Source organism: Actinocorallia longicatena, assembly GCF_039534125.1.
Lineage (GTDB): Bacteria > Actinomycetota > Actinomycetes > Streptosporangiales > Streptosporangiaceae > Actinocorallia > Actinocorallia longicatena.
Map to the genome: position 1 here is coordinate 77,475 of NZ_BAAAUV010000009.1, position 15,877 is coordinate 93,351.

General features: G+C 72.8%; 17 protein-coding genes. 3 read left to right on the top strand and 14 right to left on the bottom strand.

Features of this window, described 5'->3' with window-relative positions:
- Nucleotides 1-102: 102 nt before the first annotated feature.
- Together ABD785_RS19960 and ABD785_RS19965 are read right to left on the bottom strand one after the other, a co-directional pair.
- Entirely contained in the window at nt 103-1,290 is a 1,188-nt protein-coding gene (locus tag ABD785_RS19960; RefSeq protein ID WP_344830361.1) for a thiolase C-terminal domain-containing protein, read from the bottom strand.
- 10 nt (nt 1,291-1,300) lie between these two features.
- Nucleotides 1,301-2,368 carry a pyridoxal-phosphate dependent enzyme gene (locus ABD785_RS19965; RefSeq protein ID WP_344830364.1) on the bottom strand — a complete coding sequence of 356 codons (1,068 nt, stop codon included), beginning with the start codon at nt 2,366-2,368 and terminating at the stop codon, nt 1,301-1,303.
- A gap of 73 nt (nt 2,369-2,441) precedes the next feature.
- Between ABD785_RS19965 and ABD785_RS19970 the strand changes: the two genes are divergently transcribed.
- Nucleotides 2,442-3,317, top strand: a complete 876-nt coding sequence (locus tag ABD785_RS19970) for a LysR substrate-binding domain-containing protein (protein WP_344830369.1) — start codon at nt 2,442-2,444, stop codon at nt 3,315-3,317.
- 6 nt (nt 3,318-3,323) lie between these two features.
- On the opposite strand, the gene ABD785_RS19975 is transcribed toward ABD785_RS19970, so the two are convergent.
- From ABD785_RS19975 to map, 8 genes are all read right to left on the bottom strand, one after another.
- A complete protein-coding gene (locus ABD785_RS19975) occupies nt 3,324-4,217 on the bottom strand; it encodes a nuclease-related domain-containing protein (RefSeq protein WP_344830371.1) in 894 nt (297 codons plus the stop codon).
- A gap of 53 nt (nt 4,218-4,270) precedes the next feature.
- Nucleotides 4,271-5,101: a nucleotidyltransferase domain-containing protein gene (locus ABD785_RS19980; protein WP_344830374.1), complete on the bottom strand. Its 831-nt coding sequence runs from the start codon at nt 5,099-5,101 to the stop codon at nt 4,271-4,273.
- A 59-nt stretch (nt 5,102-5,160) separates the two neighbouring features.
- Nucleotides 5,161-6,744 carry an FAD-dependent oxidoreductase gene (locus ABD785_RS19985; RefSeq protein ID WP_344830376.1) on the bottom strand — a complete coding sequence of 528 codons (1,584 nt, stop codon included), beginning with the start codon at nt 6,742-6,744 and terminating at the stop codon, nt 5,161-5,163.
- 76 nt (nt 6,745-6,820) lie between these two features.
- Nucleotides 6,821-7,723: an anti-sigma factor RsbA family regulatory protein gene (locus tag ABD785_RS19990; RefSeq protein WP_344830378.1), complete on the bottom strand. Its 903-nt coding sequence runs from the start codon at nt 7,721-7,723 to the stop codon at nt 6,821-6,823.
- Nucleotides 7,724-7,744: 21 nt separating this feature from the next.
- The gene (locus ABD785_RS19995) at nt 7,745-8,653 is read right to left on the bottom strand and encodes an MEDS domain-containing protein (RefSeq protein ID WP_344830382.1); all 909 of its coding nucleotides are present in this window, start codon (nt 8,651-8,653) and stop codon (nt 7,745-7,747) included.
- A gap of 84 nt (nt 8,654-8,737) precedes the next feature.
- Nucleotides 8,738-9,382 (bottom strand): hypothetical protein, encoded by a 645-nt coding sequence (locus ABD785_RS20000; RefSeq protein WP_344830385.1) that lies wholly within the window; start codon nt 9,380-9,382, stop codon nt 8,738-8,740.
- 9 nt (nt 9,383-9,391) lie between these two features.
- On the bottom strand, nt 9,392-10,747 hold the full coding sequence (locus ABD785_RS20005; RefSeq protein WP_344830387.1) for a COG1361 family protein: 1,356 nt from the start codon (nt 10,745-10,747) through the stop codon (nt 9,392-9,394).
- A 129-nt stretch (nt 10,748-10,876) separates the two neighbouring features.
- Nucleotides 10,877-11,638, bottom strand: coding sequence for a type I methionyl aminopeptidase (gene map / locus ABD785_RS20010; RefSeq protein ID WP_344830390.1), 762 nt, complete (start codon nt 11,636-11,638; stop codon nt 10,877-10,879).
- A gap of 48 nt (nt 11,639-11,686) precedes the next feature.
- Here map and ABD785_RS20015 point away from each other — a divergent pair, with 48 nt between their 5' ends.
- Nucleotides 11,687-11,959 carry a helix-turn-helix domain-containing protein gene (locus ABD785_RS20015; RefSeq protein ID WP_344830393.1) on the top strand — a complete coding sequence of 91 codons (273 nt, stop codon included), beginning with the start codon at nt 11,687-11,689 and terminating at the stop codon, nt 11,957-11,959.
- Between the two features lie 3 nt (nt 11,960-11,962).
- Here the strand turns inward: ABD785_RS20015 and ABD785_RS20020 are convergent, their stop codons facing one another.
- Nucleotides 11,963-13,153: a cytochrome P450 family protein gene (locus tag ABD785_RS20020; protein ID WP_344830395.1), complete on the bottom strand. Its 1,191-nt coding sequence runs from the start codon at nt 13,151-13,153 to the stop codon at nt 11,963-11,965.
- Nucleotides 13,154-13,208: 55 nt separating this feature from the next.
- On the opposite strand from ABD785_RS20020, the gene ABD785_RS20025 reads away from it, so the two are divergent.
- Complete coding sequence (locus ABD785_RS20025) at nt 13,209-13,802, top strand: TetR/AcrR family transcriptional regulator (protein WP_344830397.1); 594 nt, start codon at nt 13,209-13,211, stop codon at nt 13,800-13,802.
- A 12-nt stretch (nt 13,803-13,814) separates the two neighbouring features.
- Here the strand turns inward: ABD785_RS20025 and ABD785_RS20030 are convergent, their stop codons facing one another.
- The 3 genes from ABD785_RS20030 to ABD785_RS20040 form a co-directional block, all read right to left on the bottom strand.
- Nucleotides 13,815-14,162 (bottom strand): nuclear transport factor 2 family protein, encoded by a 348-nt coding sequence (locus tag ABD785_RS20030; RefSeq protein ID WP_344830401.1) that lies wholly within the window; start codon nt 14,160-14,162, stop codon nt 13,815-13,817.
- Between the two features lie 80 nt (nt 14,163-14,242).
- Nucleotides 14,243-14,836 (bottom strand): TetR/AcrR family transcriptional regulator, encoded by a 594-nt coding sequence (locus tag ABD785_RS20035; RefSeq protein ID WP_344830404.1) that lies wholly within the window; start codon nt 14,834-14,836, stop codon nt 14,243-14,245.
- A gap of 9 nt (nt 14,837-14,845) precedes the next feature.
- Nucleotides 14,846-15,835 carry an aldo/keto reductase gene (locus ABD785_RS20040; protein WP_344830406.1) on the bottom strand — a complete coding sequence of 330 codons (990 nt, stop codon included), beginning with the start codon at nt 15,833-15,835 and terminating at the stop codon, nt 14,846-14,848.
- Between the last annotated feature and the right edge of the window lie 42 nt (nt 15,836-15,877).

Consider the following 15,877-nt stretch of genomic DNA (forward strand, 5'->3'; position numbering starts at 1 on the left):
ACGGGTTATCGACTGACGGAACAATGGTCGATCATCAGCGCGTGGTGAGCCCGACGTCAATGCCCCGGCCGGATCTTTCCGGCCGGGGCATCGGGGGAAGCCTTAGCGGGCGGGCCGGTACACGGCCACGGCGCAGGCGCTGCCGAGGCCGATGTTGTGCTGGAGGGCGACGCGGGCGCCCTCGACCTGGCGGGCGCCGGCCTGGCCGCGGAGCTGCCAGGTGAGCTCGGCGCACTGGGCGATGCCCGTCGCGCCGAGGGGGTGGCCCTTGGAGATGAGGCCGCCGGAGGGGTTGACCACCCACTTGCCGCCGTAGGTGGTGGCCTTGTCGTCGATGAGCTTGTGGGCCTCGCCGATCCCGGCCATGCCGAGGGCCTCGTAGGTGATGAGCTCGTTGGCGGAGAAGCAGTCGTGCAGCTCGATCACGTCGACCTCGTCGATGGTGATCTCGGCCTCGGCCATCGCCCGGGCGGCGGCACGCCGGGAGACGCCGAAGCCGACGGCGTTGATCGAGGAGGAGTCGAAGCTGTCGGGGGTGTCGGTCGCGATGTGGTGGCCCGCGATCTCGACGGCCTGGTCCCACAGGTCGTGCTCGTCGACGAAGCGCTCGGACGCCACGATCGCGGCGGCGGCGCCGTCGGAGGTCGGCGAGCACTGGAGCTTGGTGAGCGGCTCGAAGATCATCGGAGCGTTCTGGATCTCTTCGAGGGTGTAGGCCTGCTGGAACTGGGCGTAGGGGTTGTTCACCGAGTGCTGGTGGTTCTTCCACCCGATCCAGGCGAAGTGCTCGGGCGTCGAGCCGTACCTCTCCATGTGCTCGCGGCCGGCGTTGCCGAACATCTGCGGCATCGGCGCCTTGTCCATCTCCCACGCGCGCCCCGCGACCATGGCGTTCAGGTGGTGGTCGATGATGGTGACCTTCGACTGGCCGACGCCCGCGCCGAGCGAGCCCTTCTGCATCTTCTCCATGCCGAGCGCGAGCACGCAGTCGGCGAGCCCGCCCTTGACGGTGTTGCGGGCGAGGAAGAGCGCGCTGGACCCGGTGGCGCACGCGTTGGCGACCGTCATCACCGGGATTCCCGACATGCCGGTCTCGTAGAGGGCGCGCTGGCCCATCGAGCCGTACATGGAGCCGGCGTAGGCCTGCTCGACCTTGTCATAGGGGATCCCCGCGTCCTCCAGGGCCTTGCCGACGGCCTCCTTGGCCATGTCGGGGTACTCCCAGTCGCGGGACCCCGGCTTCTCGAACCTGGTCATGCCGACCCCGACGACGAACACCCGGTTGCCCATGAGGCCTCCTCTACCGAAACCGATTCGGCAGAATCATACCGAGCGCTTGCTTGGTGATCGAGGAAGGGTTGGCCTCGCGGCCCTCCGTGCTGAGCAGCACGATCGTCGCCGACGGCGGCAGGTCCAGGGCGGGGAGGGCGGCACGGGCTCCGGCCAGGGAGGCCGCCCCGCAGGGACCGGCCGGGACCCCCGCCGCGGCCAGGGCCTGGGCGGCGGCCGCGGTCTCCTCGTCGGTGACCGCGACGGCCGCGCTCAGGCCGTCGCGCAGGAGGGGCCAGGCCAGGCTGGAGACCGTGCCGCAGTTGAGCCCGGCCAGGGCCGTCTCCCCCGTCGGCACCGTCACGGGCTCCCCGGCGGTCAGGCTGGCCAGCACGCACGCCGCCGTCTCGGGCTCCACGGTGAGCAGCGCCGGGCGGGCGCTCCCGCTGCGGTAGTGGGTGACGGCGGCCTGGGCCAGCGAGCCGACGCCCGCCGGGACGACCACCAGGTCGGGGGCGGTCGGCAGCCGGTCGTCGAGTTCGGCGAAGAGCGTGGAGTAGCCGTCGACGATCCAGCCGGGGACGCGCTCGTAGCCGGGCCAGGCGGTGTCCTGGACCAGGGTCCCGCCGGGGTGGGCGGCCGCCCGGCGGACCGCCTCGTCGTAGGGGCCGGGCACGGCGACGACCGTCGCGCCCTCGTCCCCGATCGCCGCGACGGCCGCCGGATGGACGCCCTCGGGCACGTACACGACGGCGCGCTGCCCGAACAGCCGGGCGGTCCTGGCGACGGCGCGTCCGTGGTTGCCGTCGGTGGCGGTGACCAGGGTGAGCGCGGTCCCGGCCGGTCGCCCGGTCAGGAGCAGGTGGACGGCCCACGACGCCCCGAGCGCCTTGAAGGCGGGCAGCCCCAGCCGTGCCGACTCGTCCTTGACGAGCACGCGCCCCACGCCGAGCGAGGCCGCGAGTTCCGGGGCGTCGACCAGGGGCGTCGGGACGTAGCCCGGCAGCTTCGCGTGGAACTCCCGGATCCCGGCGGGAGCGGGCTCGCACCGCCACCCGAGATCGGCGGCGGTCCACATCTGGCGCAGGTCAGAAGCCATACGGACACCCTGGGCCATCCGGCTATCATCGGTCCAGCACACGTTTTCGACGATTATTCATCGGGAATTCCGCATGTTCGATCTGCACCGGCTACGGCTGCTGCGCGAGCTGAAGCACCGCGGCACCCTCGCCGCGGTCGCCGCCGCGCTCTCCTACAGCCCCTCGACGGTCTCCCAGCAGCTCTCCCAGCTCGAGGCCGAGGCGGGGGTTCCGCTGCTGGAACCGGTCGGGCGCAGGGTGAGGCTCACCCCGCAGGCCGAGATCCTCGTCGCGCACACCGAGGCCGTCCTGGAACGGCTGGAGCGGGCCGAGGCCGACATCGCCGCCTCGCTGACCGGGATCAGCGGGACCCTGCGCGTGGCCTCCTTCCAGACCGCCGCGCTCTCGCTCCTGCCCGACGCGCTGTCGCAGCTTCGCGCCGCCCATCCTCTGCTGCGCGTCCACGTGACCCAGGCCGAGCCCGACCGGGCGCTTCCCGCGCTGCTGGCCCGCGACTTCGACCTGGTGATCGCCGAGGAGTATCCGGGCAACCCCAATCCGCGGCTGCCGGAGCTCGAGCACGAGGACCTCTGCGACGATCCGCTCCGGCTGGCGCTCCCGGGACCGGATCTCGCGGGCCTGCACGACCTCGCCGCCCATCCGTGGGTGATGGAGCCCGCGGGCACCCCCGCCCACCGCTGGGCGACGACCGTCTGCCGCGAGGCCGGGTTCGAGCCGGACGTCCGCTTCGAGTCGACCGACCTGCTGCTGCACCTGAGCCTCGTCGAGCACGGCCACGCCGCCGCGTTCCTCCCCGACCTGCTGTGGAACGGGGCCGCCCCGGCCGTCCCGCTGCGCGACCTGCCCGCCTCACGCCGCCTGTTCACCTCGGTCCGCCGCGGCCACAGCGCCCATCCGGCGATCGTCGCCTGCCGCCGCGTCCTCAGGGACCTCGCCGCCCCGTCCTGACGCCCGTCACGGCCGCCAGGTCCCGGGGCGCCTGGCCACGGCGTGCACCCGTTCCACCTGGGCGTCGGTCAGCAGGCGGGGCCGGGAGCGGAGCCAGCCGCGCAGCGCCCGGACGTCCCCGAGCACGGCCATGTCACGGGGGCCGCCCTCCCTGACGGCGAAGTCGCCCGTCCCGGCGAACACGATGGCGGCCACGACGGGAGGCGGTTCCCCGCCGAGCGCGGCCGCGAGGAGTTTCGCCGCGCGGGCTCCCTCGTGCCGGGAGTTGCGGAGGTAGTCGGTCGCGTAGCCGTTGATCCGCAGGGTGCGGCCGCTGACGCGGACCTTCCCGCGGGTCCGCTTGGTGTTGAGGGTGACGACGCCGAACGGACCGACCAGCACATGGTCGATGTCGGCGCTCCGCCGGCCGACCGGGACGGAGTGCAGGACGTGCCAGCCCTCGCGGGCGGCCCACCGCCCGAGCGCCCGGCCGACCTTCTCCTCGCCTCTGGCCCCGTAGGCGAAGGCCGCCGCGTCGGTCCTGATCCGCAGGATCCGCGCGAGGAGCTCCCGGACGGGCCGCAGCCTCCGCAGCCGCTCCGCCTCAGCCCGCGCCGAGCTTCCGGCCGCGTTCCCCGCCAGATCCCCCACCAGATCCCCCGCCGGTTCCCGCTCGGGTTCCGGCGCGGTTTCCGGCGCGGGTTCCGGCTCCGGTGCCGGGAGCGCGGTGGCGGGCGGCGGGACGGCGAGCCGGGCGCACTCGGCGGCGACGGCCGTCCAGAAGGGGCCGGGGTCGGTGTGCGGGGCGAGGTGGTGTTCCCCGGTGTCCGGGGCGTACCAGCCGAGATCCTGCTCGGCCCGCTTGACGTAGAGGCGGAATCGGCCGTAGCGGCGCCAGGGGGTCACCTGCAGCTCGGTCACCCGCCCACCGTAGATCGGAAATTCTCACGAGGGGCCGGTGCGGCCGGGGTCGGTCAGAGGGCGAGGGCGGAGTCGATGGCCATGGCGGTGTAGCCGAGGGCCTCGGTGCGGCGGGTGAAGGGGGTGGCGTAGAGGGAGCGGGTGTCCTCGGCGGTGCGGATGCGGAGGCACTCGTCGAGGATGCGGTACCAGGGCTCGGGGAAGACCGTGCGGGCGTAGTGGGCGGCGGCGGACTTGGAGATCACGCGGCCGGTGGCGAGCATGTGGTGCAGCCGGCTGACGCCCAGCACGCCCCAGGCGGGGGCCCAGGTGCCGAGCAGCGCGAGCCCGGCCGGGGTGGTGGGCCGCGAGCCGCGCTCCCACCACGGGCGCCAGTAGTTCCTGAGGTTGTCGCGGGTCCAGGCGGCCAGTCCTGCGGGGTCGGCGGCGACGACGAGATCCTGGGCGAACGGGCCGCGCAGCGTGACGCCGCGGTGGGCGAGGGTGTGCCACAGGACCGGGTTCCGGCCGCCGCTCGTGGCGGGGGTCAGGGTCTGCCCCCGGACGTGCGGGCCCTTCGCCGCGGCCGACGGGTCGCGGGCCAGCTCGTCCCAGGTGAGGTAGACCCCGTCGAAGAACGGGTGGGGGTGGAGCCGGGCGAGCTGGCTGTGGACGAGCTCCAGCGCGCGGACCTGCTCGGTGGTGGCCGGGGCGCGGGAGACGGCGACGAAGTCGATGTCGCTCTCCCCCGGGCGGAAGTCGTCGAGGGCCGCCGAGCCCGTCAGGTACAGCCCTTCGACCAGGTCAGGGGTGGCCGCGTCGGCCAGGGAGAGATAGGTCGCGGCCACCTCGATCACCTGTGGGTGCACCGTGACGTCCGCGATCTCTCCTCGAAAAGATCCCACCGAGCATCCCCCGTCGCAGATTTCCTGAAAAGCAACGGTAACTCAACGCGTCCGCGCGATTACTTCTTTTCGGGAAGACGGCGGGCGTGCAGGACCGTGTCGTAGACCGTGACGCCGTCCCCCTCGTGGCTCTTTCCCGCGCGGGAACGGGTGTCCGCCGCGACGATCTCCCATCCGCCGGGATCGAGCGCGGCGGCCAGTTCCTCCGCGGTGAAGAACAGATCGGGCACCTGCGGGCGGGGCACCGGCCCCTGGAGGTCCTTGGGATGGTGGCCGACGATGAGCAGGCTTCCGCCCGGTGCGACGGCCGCCGCCAGCCGGGCGTACAGGGCCTCGCGCGGCTCCCTGGGCAGATGCATGAACTGGGCGGAGACCAGGTCGTAGACCTCTACCGGGGTCCAGTTCACGGCGTCGGCGCGCTCCCACCGGATCCGGCCGGCGACCCCGGCGGCCTCGGCGTGGGCCGCTCCCCTGGCCAGTGCGGCGGGCGCGATGTCGACGGCCGTCACGCTCCAGCCGCGCCCGGCGAGCCAGATCGCGTCGGCGCCCTCCCCTGCGCCCACGTCCAGGGCCGTGCCGGGGGTGAGCGGGCCGGCGTCGGAGACGAGGTGCCGGTTGGGCTCCCCGCTCCAGACGGAGTCCCCGGCGGAGTAGCGCTCCTGCCAGAACTCCTCCTCGAACATCTTCTTCACCGTGCCGCGCAGGGCCGCGACGGCGTGACGGGCGTCCTCGGCCACGAGGTCGGCGTTGATGGCGGCGCCCGCGGTGAGGCCCTGGGCGGCGGCCGTGACGACCTGGGCCCTGAGGTCGGCGACGTTCCCCGCCGCCCAGACGCCCGGCACCCCGGTCGCCCCGTTGGCGTCGACGACGAGATGGGAGCCGAAGACGTGCCCGTTGACCGCGAACTCGGTGATCTCCAGGTCGAGCGAGGCGAGGAAGGAGGCGCGGGCGGTGAAGCGCGGCGCGACGACCAGGGCGTCCAGCGGGACGGTCGTGCCGGACGCGAGACGGACCCCGGTGAGCCGGTCGCCTTCGGTCTCCAGCCCGGTCACCTCGCCGTTGACGATCCTGATGCCGAGCGCGTGCATCGTCTCCCGGTCCTCGTCGGCGAGCTCGGCCGAGGCGTGGGTGAGGAAGGTGACGTCCCCGCTGAGCTGGCGGAAGAGCAGCGCCTGGTGGGTCCCGGCGCCGCCGTTCAGGACGCCGATCGCCTGGTCGCGCACCTCCCAGCCGTGGCAGTACGGGCAGTGCAGGACGTCGCGGCCGAAGCGCTCGGCCAGGCCCGGCACGTCCGGCAGGTCGTCGACCAGGCCGGTCGCCACCAGCAGCCGCCGCGCCCGGACCTCGGCGCCGCCGGCCAGGGCGACCAGGAATCCGCCGTCCGGCGTCGCCCGGGCGGTCTCCACCGCGCCGGTCACGAGGTGGCCGCCGTAGCCCTCGACCTCGGCCCGGCCGGCGGCGATGAGGTCGCGCGGGCCGGTGCCGTCGCGGCCGAGGTAGTTGTGCATGTGCTCCGCGGGGGCGTTGCGGGGCTCGCCGCCGTCGATCACCAGGACCGAGCGGCGGGACCTGGCCAGGGCGAGCGCTCCGCTCAGCCCGGCCGCGCCGCCGCCGATCACCACCACGTCGTAGGTCTCGTCCATGTCCGATCCTCTCTCTCGCGCCCACTGTGCGCGAAGCGATGCCGTTCCGGCAAATACCGTTGCCGGAATGGCAACTTCAGAGGCGGACGCGCAGGCGGAAGAGGGTGCCGGTCGAGCCTGTGCGGATCTCCACGAAGTCACAGAGCTTGCGGACGGCCCACATCCCGGCGTCGCCCGTCCTGGACGGGTCGGGCGGGACGAAGCCGAGGAACGGGTCGTCGAGCAGGAATTCGTGGTCGATCAGATCGCAGACGACCTGCTCGCCGTCGGACCAGACCCACAGGGATCCGACGCCGCTGCCGTGCTTGATGATGTTGGTGGCGACCTCGTTGACGGCCAGCACCAGCGGGAAGGTCCTGGTCAGGCCGAGGCCGGCGGCCTCCCGCCCGGTGAAGTCCCGCAGGGCAGCCAGGTCGCCGCGCCGGAACCCGCGGGAGGCGATCGGGTCGGCCGGGGCGGCCAGCGGGGCGCGGTCGCACTCGGCGGAGAAGCGCACCGGGTCGGTGTAGTGCTCGCCCTGGTGGGTGCGGCGGGCGGCGTCGAGGACTCCGGAGGAGACGGTCCGCCGGTCGTAGGCGCAGAGCATGCGGGTGGGCGTTCCCGCGAACACGACGTTGATCAGGGCCTCGTAGCGCTTCCACTCCCGGATCTCGGCGGGGCTGCGGCCGTCCCACACGGGTTCGGCCAGCACCCTGACCCCGCCGGCCGGCCACCACTTCTCGCGGCCGAGCCCGACCAGGGCCGACAGGGTCCGGGCGGGGGTGTCGAACCACTCGCGGGCGTCGAGGCACTGGAGCGGCCACGGGACGCGTTCGGCGAGCGCGGCGAACCGGTCGGCCGCGCTGATCACGACCAGGGTCTCGCCGGCGTCGACCCGGGTGCCGAGGAACAGCGCTCCGGCCTCGAGGAAGTCCTCGTCGCGGTCGTAGCCGAACTCCCGGTGGACCAGGAGTTCCGTGCCGGTCCCGATCATGGGCATCGCTCTGCCCTCCTCCCCCGGTCAGCCTTCCTCGACGTAGAGGCCGGGCAGTCCCTCCCACCCGGCGGCCCGGAGCAGTTCGACGATCGACTCGGGTACCTCGCGCAGCATGACCTGGCGTTCCCTGCCCTCCGCCGAGATCCGGGCGTCCAGGAGGAGGCGCAGGCCCGCCATGTCACAGAAGCCTACGCCCGAAAGGTCGAGGCAGAGGAGGTCGGTCCGCTCCGCCAGGGTGGCGAGCGCCCCGGACAGCGCGGGCAAGGAGGACTCCTCGATGGTCCCGTGCAGGGAGAGACCGGGCGGGGTGAACCGGGGGGCGATCCGCAGGGTGCCGTCGTCGTGGACGTCGTCGACCCGCGCGTTGCCGCCCGCGTGGACGGCCAGCAGCCGTTCGAGGGAGCGGCGGCCGAACCAGCGGGTGTCGTACTGGCACAGGGCCATCGCGCTGACCGGCATGGTCTGGAAGATCTGCTCGATCTTCTCCTCGAACTCGGCGAACCGGTCCGAGCCCGGCCAGCCGCGCAGCGAGAACGTCTTCTCGCAGGTCAGGCGGAGGCCCGAGTGGTCCTGGAGGAGGGCCATCTCCAGATGGGTGCCGAACAGGGCGACGATCTCGTCGGGGTCGAACCGGCCGGTCGCCAGGTAGGCGGACTCGGCGGGGAGGATCACGAGGTGGTCGTTCTTGAGGGCGTCGTCGAAGTCGACCAGGTCGGCCTCCGGTTCCTCCCGCAGCCAGCCGAGGACGGCGTCGGGCGCCACCCCGTCGGAGACGTAGACGACCTTGTGGCCCTGAGCGAGACCGTCGCTGACGAAGGTGAACAGCGCCGACCTGCGCTCCAGGTCGTTGTCGTAGGGGAGGCAGAGATGGTCGCCGAACTTCATGCCGCCGATGGCACGGCTCCGGGCTCTGCTCTCGGAGGGAGAGGTCATGGAGTGCTCCGAACGGATTCCGCTGCTGGGATTCCAGCTAACAACACTCAGCGCGTTCCCGTCCGGACTTTCCGTGTTTGTACGTCAGGCCCTTTCCGCGTGCGGTACCCCGTTCCAGCGCCAGCGGGTGAGCCGGGGACGGCCGGGCAGATCGGCGCGGCCGGTGGCCCACAGCAGCGTGGTCCACGGGTCGGTGGCGAGGGGCGCGTCGGGGAAGAGCCGGTACAGGACGCGGATGCAGAGGTCGGCGGGGGGCGTCCAGCGCAGGCCCAGGCCGGAGGCCAGGTCATGGGTGTGGACGAGGGTCTCCACGATGCCCATCGCGGCGAAGCCCTCGGCGTCGGACAGGCCGAAGCCGTGGTGGGCCCGGACGTGCGGCGGGGTCGTGCGGGCCATCGCGACGAGCAGCGCCCCGGTCGACTCCAGCGTCATCAGCAGCCCGGCGGGGCCCGCCTCCCGGTCGGCGTGGACGGCGTTGAAGGGGCCGCCCTCGCGCCGCGCGTGCCACACGAAGGGGACCTCGCCCGAGCGGGGCGGCATGCGCGGCCCGAGCTGGACCGCGTAGGCGAACAGGTCGTCGCTGAGGTGCTCGACGGTCTCCCAGCAGGTCCATTCGAGGGTTCCGGCCTTGTCGTCCCAGGCGTCGGCCGGGACCTCCTCCAGCGCGGAGACGGCCAGCTGGACGGCCAGATCGAGATCGTCGGCGGTGACGGGCGCGGGATTCGGCATCTCCCGACGCTATCCCCTCGGCACGTACGGCCCGCACTGGGCTCCGGGCGTCACCGCGCGGCAGGCGTGGTGCGGGGTCCGGCTCGGCTTGGGCTTGGGGTGGGGCTTGGGACGGGGCTTCACCGTGGTCTTCGTGGGGGTCGGCCGGGGCTTCGGCGGCTTCGGGCGCGGGACGATGTTGGTGGAGGTGCACGCGCCGTTGTTGCCGAGGAGGGCGTCGCGCAGAGGGCTGGTGGCGGTCGCGCAGTTGACGATGCCGCCCGCCGCCGCGTCCGCGTCGACCCTGCCGGTGATGCGGTAGGTGCGGCTCTCTCCCGGTGCGAGATTCACGATGGAGCAGGTCAGAACCTGGCCGAAGAGCGCGCATCCCGCGGGGACGGAGATCAGGGTGATCCGGTCGTCGATCGTGTCCACCCCGATCGTGGTGGCGGCCGTGGTCCCCCGGTTGGTGACCGTGACGTCGAAGGAGATGAGACCGCCCGGCCTGACCGTGGCGGGACCGGTCTTGGTGACATGGAGGTCGGTGTTCGAGGGGCTGGGCGGGCCGACGTCGGTGGAGGCGCAGGAGTAGTTGTTGCCGGTGTCGCTCTCGCGGCTGCCGGTGTAGACGGTGGCGCAGTTGGTGATGGAGGTCCCCAGGGGCAGGCCGGGGACGGGCTTCACCACGAGGGTGAGGGTGCGCGACTCCCCCGGGGTGAGGGTGCCGAGCGGGCAGGTGACGGTGAGGCCGCTGTCGGGACAGGCGGGGTCGCGGGTCTCGATGCTCACCAGGTTGCCGTCGGTGGGATCCTGGACGGTGACGTCGACGGCGTCGGAGGGGCCGTGGTTGGTGACGACGATCGTGTAGGTGATGGTGCCGTCGGGCAGGACCGTCGCCGGGCCGGTCTTGGTGATCTCGACGTCGGTGCTCGTCTGGGTCTGGCTGATGAGCTGGGTCTCCTGGCTCTGCGCCGAGGAGCTGGTCACCTTCGCCCTGTTGGTGAGGTTCGTGCCGTCCGCCAGGGACGGGTCGGAGGTCACCGGGATCTGGTAGCTGATGGTGCCGCCCGCGGGGATCGTCGTCCCGGCGCCGCCGCAGGTCACGACCGATCCGGCGGCCGAGCAGCCGGCCGGCAGGGTGCCCGGCGTGACCCGGGGGTCGAGGGTGTCGGTCACCGTGACGCCGGTCGCCGGGGCGTCCCCGGTGTTGGTGACCGTCACGGTGTAGACGGCCTGGTCACCGATGATCATCAGTGCCGGTGACACCGTCTTCCGGATCTCGAGCTGGGCGCCGCGCGCCGAGGCGGCCGGCGCGCCCCCGACGACCAGCCAGGCGAGGGTGAGCGAGGCGGCCAGCACCGCGCCCGTACGAACAGTCGATCTCACCAGAACCCCCCGTAACACGACGACCTGACCCGCCCATCCTGTGGAGAGCCGCTTCCCCGCGGCGCCTCCGCCACTCGTCCTGGGACTGTGCTGACCGGGCCATCATCCGAACTTGATCATCCGGTGGGCTCAGAGCAGGGTGAGGACGCGGGGGCCGTCCTCGGTGATGGCGACGGTGTGCTCGAAGTGGGCGGCGCGGGAGCCGTCGGTGGTGTGGAGCGTCCAGCCGTCGGGGCCGGTGCGGTAGGAGTCGCCGCCGCCGGCGATGAGCATCGGCTCGATGGCCAGGGCGAGGCCGGGACGGAGCGGGTAGCCGCGACCGCGGCGGCCCCGGTTCGGGACGGGCGGGTCCTCGTGCATGCGGCGGCCGATGCCGTGGCCGCCGAAGTCGGCGGGCATTCCGTAGCCCGCGGCGACGGTCTCGATGGCGTGCGACAGGTCACCGATGCGGTTCCCGGGCCTGGCGGCGGCGATGGCCGCGTCGAGGGCGCCGCGGGTGGCGTCCAGGAGGGCCGTGTCGCCGGGGCCGGGGGTGCCGACGGTGAAGCTGACGGCCGCGTCACCCGTCCAGCCGCCGAGCTCGGCCCCGCAGTCGACGCTGAGCAGGTCGCCGTCGGCCAGCCGGTAGCCGGTCGGGATCCCGTGGACGATCGCGTCGTTCACCGAGGTGCAGATGACGGCGGGGAACGGCGTGGGCGCGAACGACGGCCGGTAGCCGAGGAACGGGGAGGTCGCGCCCGCCGCTTCGAGGACGTCCCTGGCGACCTGGTCGAGCTCCAGGAGCGACACGCCGACCGCGGCGGCCTCGCGCACCGCGGCCAGCGCCCGCGCCACCACCCGTCCGGCCTCCCGCATCGCCTCCAGCGCCTCCGCTGCCTTGATCTCCACCATGCCCGGCCCCTTCGTCCCAATACTTATACCGGTATTACTATCACAGTCATGGTGAGACCTCCGTTGACCGCTCAGGAGTGGGAGCGCGGCCGCCGCCTCGGCGACCTGCTCCGCCACGCCCGCGGCGACCGCAGCATGGCCGAGATCGCCGCGCTCGCGGGCATCTCCGCCGAGACCCTCCGCAAGATCGAGACCGGCCGGGCGCCGACCCCCGCCTTCTTCACCGTCACGGCCCTGGCAGGGGCGCTCGGCCTCTCCCTGGAATCGCTGGCCGCGGCCTGCCTGATCCCCGTGGACGCCCCCCGGGACCTGTCCGCCTGATCCTCACTCCCGCGCCCGCAGCCGGACGGGCAGCGAGGCGAGGGCGCGGAAGCGGAGGGCGTGGTGCCAGGCCTCCGGGGCGTCCGAGGCGGCGATCGCGGGGAAGCGGGCCAGCAGGCGGCCGAAGGCGATCTCGGCCTCCAGCCGGGCCAGGGGCGCGCCGAGGCAGTGGTGGATGCCGTACCCGAAGGCGAGATGGCCGCCGGTGTCGCGCCCGGGGTCGAAGCGGTCCGGGTCGGGGAAGGCGGCCGGGTCGCGGTTGGCGGCGATCAGCGCGACGTGCACGAACTCGCCCGCGGGGATCTCGGTGCCGCCGATCGTGACGGGCTCAGCGGTGTAGCGCAGGGTCGCGACGTTGACCGATCCGTCATGGCGGAGGAACTCCTCGATCGCGGCGGGCAGGAGCGACGGATCGTCGCGGACCTCGGCCAGCCGCTCCGGATGGGCCAGCAGCGTCCGGACACCGTTGGCGATCAGCCCGACGGTCGTCTCGTGCCCCGCGACGAGCAGCAGGAACGCCATCGAGGTGATCTCCTGGTCGGAGAGCGCGTCGTCGTCCTCCTGGGCACGGATCAGGTCGGACAGGAGGTCGTCGCCCGGTTCCTTCCGTTTGGCCCTGACCAGATCGGCCAGGTACACGGCCATCGGGCGGAAGCCGGAGAACAGGGCCTCCTTGTCGCCGTCGTTCATCCGCTCCCCGTGGGCGCGGAACGGCACCCGGTCGGCGTCGGGGACGCCGAGCAGCTCGCAGATCACCAGGAGGGGCAGCGGCAGCGCGAAGGAGCGGACGAGATCGACCTCGTCCCGTCCCTCCATGTCCGCCAGCAGGGCGTCGGCGATCTCCTCGATCCTGGGCCGCAGCCCGGCCACCCTCCGCGCGGTGAAGGCCTTCTGCACGAGCCTGCGCAGCCGGGTGTGGGCGGGCGGGTCGGAGTTGAGCATGTGGGCGGTCAGCGCTCCACCGGTGCCGGAGTCGCCGCCGTCCATCCGGGTCAGGAAGATCTCGTTCGCGGTCTCCTTGCGCAGCCGCGGGTCGTTGAGAGCGGCCTTGCCGTCGGCGTGGCCGGTGACGACCCAGCCGTCGAGGCCGCCGGGGAACGGCACCTTCCGGACACCGCCCTCCTCGCGCCAGCGGGCGTACAGGGGGTAGGGGTCGGCGTAGAAATCGGAGTCGAACTCGGAGTCCATGGTCATACCTCTCCATACATCGCGCATCTGACATACACCATGTATGTGATATCCATGACGCATGAACGCCGTCAAGCCCCGCCGTGAGATCTACGCCGAGACCACCAGGAGAGCCCTGCTGGAGACCGGGCGGCTCTACTTCCTCGAACGCGGGTACGCGGCCGTCTCGGCCGAGGAGCTCGTCCGGGCCGCCGGGCTGACCAGGGGCGCCCTCTACCACCACTTCGACGGCAAGCAGGGATTGTTCGAGGCCGTCTTCGAGGAGGTCCAGAACGAGGGCCTGCACCGGGTCGGGCGCGCGATGGCCGCCCTGCCGGGGTCGCCGGAGGGGCAGGTCGTGGCGGGCATGGAGGCCTACCTCGACGTCTGCGCCGAGCCCGCCTACCGGGAGATCGTCCTCCTCCAGGGCCCGGTCGCGCTGGGCCGCGAGCGCTGGCTCGAGTTGCACCACACGATGCGCGGCGTCCTGTTGCACGGCGTCACGACGCTGATCGACGGCGGCCACCTGCGCGAGCAGCCCGCCGAGACGGCCGCCGCGGCCCTCTACGGCGCCCTCACCGAGCTCTCGCTGACGATCACCGAGGCGCCGGATCCCGCGACGGCCAGGGCCGGGGCGACGGCCGTGCTGCGCGGCTTCCTGGCCTCCCTGGCCTGAGGCCGCCGCGGCTCATGGGGCGGTGTCGCGGTAGGTGCGCATCTCGATCATGCGGTCGTCCTTGAGGGTGACGAGCCAGAGCAGCCGGGTGGCGGGGGCCTCCCGGGAGACCCGGACGGTGCCCGCCACGGCGAGCTGTCCCTCGCCGCCGAGGAGCGCGTCGATCTCGAAGTGCAGGTCGGGCTGGGCGGCCCGGGTCTTCGCCACGGCCTCCTGGACGGCCGCGGGCCCCCGTACCTCGGGATGGGCGTGGTCGAGCCAGTCCTCGGCGAGGATCTCGGGCGCGATCGAGAGATCACCGCCGTTCCACATCTCGAAGTAGCGCACAACGACCAGCCGGGGGTCCTGGCTCACGAGCATGCTCCATCCGTCGCAAAGAAGTGAGATTAGCCGCATTCCCCGCGACCCGGACCCGCCCGCCCCCTCCGGGGGCGCGGAATCTACTCCGGACGGCCGGTGCGAAGGCCGTTGAGCAGGAGGTCGAGGACGGCGGCGTAGTCGGCGGACAGGGCCGGATCGGACCATTCGGCGATGTTGACCGGGTTGTGGAAGCGGGCCGTGGCGGACAGGACGGCGCGGCCGGCGAGGAGGGGGTCGGGGGCGGCGAAGAGGCCCTGGTCGTTGCCGTCGGCGATGATCCTGCCGAGCTGGGCGGCGAGATCGGCGACGTGGGCGGTGACGACCTCGCGGGTCTCGTCGGTGAGCCGGGTGTAGGTGGCGAAGAGCTCCGGGTCGGTCCTGGCCAGCCGGTGCTTGCACTCGACCAGGGTGTCCAGCCACTGCCGGAGGCGGTCCTGGGCGTCGCCTCCGGCCGCGGTGATCTCGCGCAGCCGGGTGGAGACCCGGGCGAGCCAGCGTTCGGTGACGGCGTCGCGCAGGGCGGCCTTGGTCTTGAAGTGGCGGTAGACGCTGCCGTGGCTGACGTTGAGCGCGCGGGCGACGTCGAGGACGGTGGCCTTGGCCGGGCCGAAGCGGCGCAGGACGTCCTCGGCCGCGTCGAGGATCCGGTCGGGGGTCAGCACCGCTTCGGTCATGGCGGCACCTTATCCGCGCTCGCTGTCGAGCATGGCCATCTGGGTGGGGTCGTAGCGGTCTCCCGCGGCGTCGCCCAGGGCGTCGAGGGCGGCCAGGTCGGCGCCGGTCAGCTTGACGTCCAGGGCGCCGAGCGCCTCGGCCAGGCGGGGCCGGGTGCGGGAGCCGACGACGGGGAAGACGTCGTCGCCCTGGGCGAGGACCCAGGCGATGGCGACCTGGGCGACGGTCGCGCCGAGCCCGTCGGCGACGCCGCGGAGCGTCTCGACGAGGGCGAGGTTGCGGTCGAGGTTGTCGCCGGAGAAGCGCGGCAGGTGGCCGCGGAAGTCTCCGGGGGCGGTCTCGGCCCGCGGCGTCCAGTGGCCGGAGATGAGGCCGCGCGACAGCACGCCGTACGCGGTGATCGCGACGCCGAGCTCGCGGGCGGCGGGCAGGATCGCGTCCTCGACGCCGCGGGTGATCAGCGCGTACTCGATCTGGAGGTCGGCGATCGGGTGGACGGCCGCGGCTCTGCGCAGGGTGTCGGCGCCCACCTCCGACAGGCCGATGTGCCGGACGTACCCGGCCTCGACCAGTTCCCCGATCGCGCCGACGGTCTCCTCGATCGGGACGGACGGGTCGAGCCGGGCGGGGCGGTAGACGTCGATGTGGTCGACGCCGAGCCGCTGGAGCGAGTAGGCCACGGAGGTCTTGACGGCCTGCGGACGTCCGTCGAAGCCGAGGAAGGCGCCCGACGGGTCGCGCTGGGCGCCGAACTTGACGCTGATCTGGACCTGGTCGCGGTCCCGGCCCTTGAGCGCGCGGCCGAGCAGCATCTCGTTGTGGCCCATGCCGTAGAAGTCGCCGGTGTCGAGCAGGGTCACGCCCGCGTCGAGCGCGGCGTGGATGGTGGCGACGCTCTCGGCCTCGTCGGAGGGCCCGTACATGCCGGACATCCCCATGAGGCCGAGGCCGAGGGCGGAGGTTCGCGGTCCTGTGGTGCCGAGCTTCTGAATCTGCATACTTCGACTATGCACTATCAGATGACAGATTTCAAATTCTGT

Coding starts and splice junctions, on each gene's coding strand:
- ABD785_RS19960 (WP_344830361.1), bottom strand. CDS start 1,290: ATGGGCAACCGGGTGTTCGTCGTCGGGGTCGGCATGACCAGGTTCGAG.
- ABD785_RS19965 (WP_344830364.1), bottom strand. CDS start 2,368: ATGGCTTCTGACCTGCGCCAGATGTGGACCGCCGCCGATCTCGGGTGG.
- ABD785_RS19970 (WP_344830369.1), top strand. CDS start 2,442: ATGTTCGATCTGCACCGGCTACGGCTGCTGCGCGAGCTGAAGCACCGC.
- ABD785_RS19985 (WP_344830376.1), bottom strand. CDS start 6,744: ATGGACGAGACCTACGACGTGGTGGTGATCGGCGGCGGCGCGGCCGGG.
- ABD785_RS19990 (WP_344830378.1), bottom strand. CDS start 7,723: ATGCCCATGATCGGGACCGGCACGGAACTCCTGGTCCACCGGGAGTTC.
- ABD785_RS19995 (WP_344830382.1), bottom strand. CDS start 8,653: ATGACCTCTCCCTCCGAGAGCAGAGCCCGGAGCCGTGCCATCGGCGGC.
- ABD785_RS20000 (WP_344830385.1), bottom strand. CDS start 9,382: ATGCCGAATCCCGCGCCCGTCACCGCCGACGATCTCGATCTGGCCGTC.
- map (WP_344830390.1), bottom strand. CDS start 11,638: ATGGTGGAGATCAAGGCAGCGGAGGCGCTGGAGGCGATGCGGGAGGCC.
- ABD785_RS20015 (WP_344830393.1), top strand. CDS start 11,687: ATGGTGAGACCTCCGTTGACCGCTCAGGAGTGGGAGCGCGGCCGCCGC.
- ABD785_RS20020 (WP_344830395.1), bottom strand. CDS start 13,153: ATGACCATGGACTCCGAGTTCGACTCCGATTTCTACGCCGACCCCTAC.
- ABD785_RS20025 (WP_344830397.1), top strand. CDS start 13,209: ATGAACGCCGTCAAGCCCCGCCGTGAGATCTACGCCGAGACCACCAGG.
- ABD785_RS20030 (WP_344830401.1), bottom strand. CDS start 14,162: ATGCTCGTGAGCCAGGACCCCCGGCTGGTCGTTGTGCGCTACTTCGAG.
- ABD785_RS20035 (WP_344830404.1), bottom strand. CDS start 14,836: ATGACCGAAGCGGTGCTGACCCCCGACCGGATCCTCGACGCGGCCGAG.
- ABD785_RS20040 (WP_344830406.1), bottom strand. CDS start 15,835: ATGCAGATTCAGAAGCTCGGCACCACAGGACCGCGAACCTCCGCCCTC.